The sequence below is a fragment of the Pseudorhodobacter ferrugineus DSM 5888 genome (assembly GCF_000420745.1).
Taxonomy (GTDB): Bacteria; Pseudomonadota; Alphaproteobacteria; order Rhodobacterales; family Rhodobacteraceae; genus Pseudorhodobacter; species Pseudorhodobacter ferrugineus.
This window is the reverse complement of record NZ_ATVN01000037.1, coordinates 1-3,623: the sequence shown is the minus strand read 5'-3', so window position 1 is coordinate 3,623 and position 3,623 is coordinate 1. Positions and strand designations below refer to the sequence as shown.

The window sequence follows — 3,623 nt, the reverse complement described above, 5'->3', positions numbered from 1 at the left end:
AACTCGTCTGTGAATTTAGCTCCGGACATATCGTTCTCCTTGCTTCCAAAATTACCAAGCAAGGCGTCTACAAATCTAGGGGCTATTCAGGGACAGGCCTGACGATCGACCTCCACGGCGCCTTGGCAAGCCTTCTGATGCTGGCGACGGGGGCACCGACCCATCAGGTCGCCCGAATGGCTTCAGGGGCTCAGAACGCCAAAAGCTCCGCCGTGGCGGCGCTTCAAGGCGTTGATAGCAATAGTAAATTAGTGTTGGTTGCGGGAGCTCGATTTCAGAAATACTTGCCTTTGCATACTGCGTCAGAAGTGGTTCACTTTCAAAGTGTTAATAATTAGCTGGTGGCTAGCCAAGGCGCTCGCAACGTCTTAAATGCCTGTAGTTAAGTATAAAAACAAAAGACCGCACAAGCTTGCGCCAATGCGGTCCCATGTTTGTATGACTAAAGGCCGGTCAGATTAGAACTTCATTTTTACAAAGACGCCTAATCCGTGGCTCTTGTACGAACTGCCGTACGAGCCCCGATACTCAGCACCAAGAAGCGTTTGTTTGCCTCGGCCCTCGGCAACGACGGTCGACATCCCAAGGGTTAGATCGACCCACTCTTGATCGATAGCGTCAACTGGCATTGAGCCCGATGGCAACCCAATAAAGCCTGCGGAGACCATTTGGTCATCACCCGACGCTTTGGTTACAGCGAGGCTACCATAGGCGCGTGTTGCCCCCGAAGGATCAACCTTGTATTCGCCACGTACACCTGCGCTGGCAAGGGTTGTCCAACCGCTTTGCGCACCTACCGCCAGGTTCCAAGCGCCAGCACCTGTTTCGTTGAAACCATCGACTGACATCTTGTAGCGTTCAATAGATGCCATTGGCCCCCAGGTCAGCGCCCCTTGACGGAACATATAATCTGCCTGCAACGCCATGAACAATTGATCACCATCAGTCGACCCCTTGGCTACCGCACCACCAAAGGCATTTCGCGTAGTGTCGAATGACAGATCCTGATAGCCGACAATAGCTTGCAGTGACCCGCTCTGGGCAAATGAGGTACGTCCAAACGCAGCCATCGACCAACCCGAGACATCTACGCTACCGCGATCAGAAAAAGCATCTGCTGTGCCATCCAAACCGCCGACCATTACGCCGACAGAAGCTGAAGGACTAACAGACGCTTCCAAGCCTGCACTGAAACCAAGAGTGTTTACATCGTAACCAATGCCGTTGGCCGTAGTATCATATTCGCCCGAGCTACCTTGGAAAGATGCGAAGCCGCGCAAATTTTCACCCATCGCCCAGCGATTATCGCCCATGCTGGACACTCTGGCGCCAACTTCTACGCTGGGACGACCTATTGCATAGACTTGATCACGACCCAAGTTCATCCCGAGCCCCGAGAAGGAGCCCAAGAAGCTAAAACCAACTTTTTCCAGCGCTTCGCCCTGCTCTGACGCTTCAAGTGCAAGGATCTCGTCTATTGCGGATGAATATACTGCCGCATTGCCAATATCGAGGTAAGGCACATTGGCCGCTGCGTCGAGTTGACCTGCAACTCTGAATTGAGCCTCGCTGGTTGTCTCTTCGACAATTGGGGCGAACTGCGGTGCCATCCGCACCGTAAACTCTCCGGCCTCTATATTGCCGATAGCGAGGGAATAGTTAAGGTTAGTGTTGCGCAGATCTTCGATCGGATCGACAGCGAACAATGCGTTTGCCTGCATCGCGGCAACAATCGCGTCGGGAACCAGACCGCCATCTACATAGCGCAGATCAGCCGTAGCCACACCCAACGACGCGGCCAGTTCTTCCAACCGTGCGTCAACGTTAGCGGGGACATCTACGGTGCCATATGTCCAACCGCCCGCAGATGGGTTGTTCCAAGCTATAAGCGAAGATTCATCTGCTGGATCGCCATTGTCGTCCCAGAAAAGTCCGTCCGGAACCATAGTATCGTCCAGCATCGCCGTTCCAAAAAAACGCATCAATAGCAATGGCTTGCGGTGGTGTGATGCGCCGAAGGAATACGGTCCGGCGAAGACCCTCTAAAACCGCTGGAAGCGGTGGGGCGACATGGGCGTCTTCGCCAGAATGATGGGGGGATTGGCCACTGAGGCGGCAGCTCCAAAGACGGTGATGATCGACGCGACCTATCTCAAAGCACACCGCACGGCGTCGAGCCTTGCGGTGAAAAAGGGGGGCTCGGTCGTCTGATTGGCCGGACCAAGGGCGGCATGAACATGAAACTGCGTGCGATCACTCCCTCTCGTGGTTTGCATGCAAACCACGAGAGGGCCTTGGATGAAAACGGTCGCCCAATCAGCTTCTTCATGACCGCAGGCGAGATCAGCGGTTATACAGGTGCTGCGGCCTTGCTGGGCGGCTTAACCTGAGCAGATTCCGCTGGGTCGATACGTTTACCCCGAATGGCAGGTCGTGTTCACTTAAAAACCAGCGGAATAAATCGACTAGCTTCTCTAACCCGATGCGCAAAGAACAGCATCCTGAGGACCGATTGGCTATCATAAAGGCCAGAAAACGCCTAGGCAATTTGGGCCACGTCACAACTCCAAAATTGATCAGCTCATAGGAGACCCATCCACTCCTATATTGACGAAAATCAAGTCGATGATCTGCAGGTAATATACTCTTCTCCATAACTTGTTGCTAGGAAGCCTTATTATGAAACGAGTTATAGTGATCTTACTCTTGGCAGAAATGGGATGCTCCCCGGACAGCCCCTCTTCGGGACGTACGGTCTTCATCAACTCCTGTGCATCCTGCCACGGTGCTACAGGTCGTGGGGAAGGTCCTTTGGCAGATGAACTTGTGGTGAAGCCAGCCGATTTAACAAAAATTGCAGCGCGACGGAATGGTTTTTGGCCGATGGTCGAAATAATGTCTATCATTGATGGTGACCATCGCCGGACTCTACCACGAGAGAGAATGCCAATTTTTGGCGACTTAGCGGAAGGAAAGTTGGTGCCTTTCGATGCGGGAGATGGTAGAAAAATGCCCACGCCGGTCACGATTATAGCATTGGCAAACTATCTCGAAACGATTCAGAATCCAAAAGCGACAGAAACATTTCCCTGAGTGCTGCCATAATCTTCATTTTCCGCTTGCCGATTGTGATGTTATTTCTGAGCGCGCGGCATGGTAAAACGCCTTACGAAGCACTCCGCAAAAAACTATTGCTGCTAAACTCGATTCCCCGCGAGCAGTCGCTCTTTGCAATCCCCCAAGTTACCGAATTTCAAACTTAAATGGTTGCAGCGGCAACCATAGTTGTTTTCCTTTAAAAACCGGCGAAATCAGCGTTTATCTCTTAGGACGGCTTCAATGTCAAAACCACATGCCTTGTTTTGCCCTTGCATGGAAAGGAGACATAGGGTGCTCGGAAACCCATATCACTACGGGACCGCGTAGAAGCAGCAATATCCCTTTGTCGATGTTCCATAAAAGCCTTGATCAGACCGATGCATTGGCCTTCAAGCAGTTCAATGCTGCAGGGATGTGCGGCATCTTTGACCTGTTGATTGTCACTGAGAACTGACCCGGCATTGTCACCGCGATTTGACCCACCCATTAGTTATGTTCTCTATGTCATGATGGCGTCAATGCTG

The 3,623-nt window shown here is 52.1% G+C and carries 3 protein-coding genes and 1 pseudogene; 3 read left to right on the top strand and 1 reads right to left on the bottom strand.

Annotated features, from left to right (window positions below):
* On the top strand, positions 1-338 hold a 338-nt coding region (locus tag G560_RS21395), incomplete at its 5' end, for a hypothetical protein (RefSeq protein WP_028914259.1).
* Between the two features lie 120 nt (positions 339-458).
* On the opposite strand, the gene G560_RS0118015 is transcribed toward G560_RS21395, so the two are convergent.
* Positions 459-1,982 carry a choice-of-anchor F family protein gene (locus G560_RS0118015; RefSeq protein WP_022705669.1) on the bottom strand — a complete coding sequence of 508 codons (1,524 nt, stop codon included), beginning with the start codon at positions 1,980-1,982 and terminating at the stop codon, positions 459-461.
* Between G560_RS0118015 and G560_RS20895 the strand changes: the two are divergent.
* Both G560_RS20895 and G560_RS21175 read left to right on the top strand, forming a co-directional pair.
* A pseudogene (locus G560_RS20895) lies at positions 1,981-2,384 on the top strand (transposase family protein); the annotation flags it as partial. The gene G560_RS0118015 and the pseudogene G560_RS20895 overlap by 2 nt on opposite strands.
* A gap of 295 nt (positions 2,385-2,679) precedes the next feature.
* Positions 2,680-3,093 (top strand): c-type cytochrome, encoded by a 414-nt coding sequence (locus G560_RS21175; protein ID WP_033419524.1) that lies wholly within the window; start codon positions 2,680-2,682, stop codon positions 3,091-3,093.
* The last annotated feature ends 530 nt before the right edge of the window (positions 3,094-3,623 follow it).

Coding starts and splice junctions, on each gene's coding strand:
- G560_RS0118015 (WP_022705669.1), bottom strand. CDS start 1,982: ATGCGTTTTTTTGGAACGGCGATGCTGGACGATACTATGGTTCCGGAC.
- G560_RS21175 (WP_033419524.1), top strand. CDS start 2,680: ATGAAACGAGTTATAGTGATCTTACTCTTGGCAGAAATGGGATGCTCC.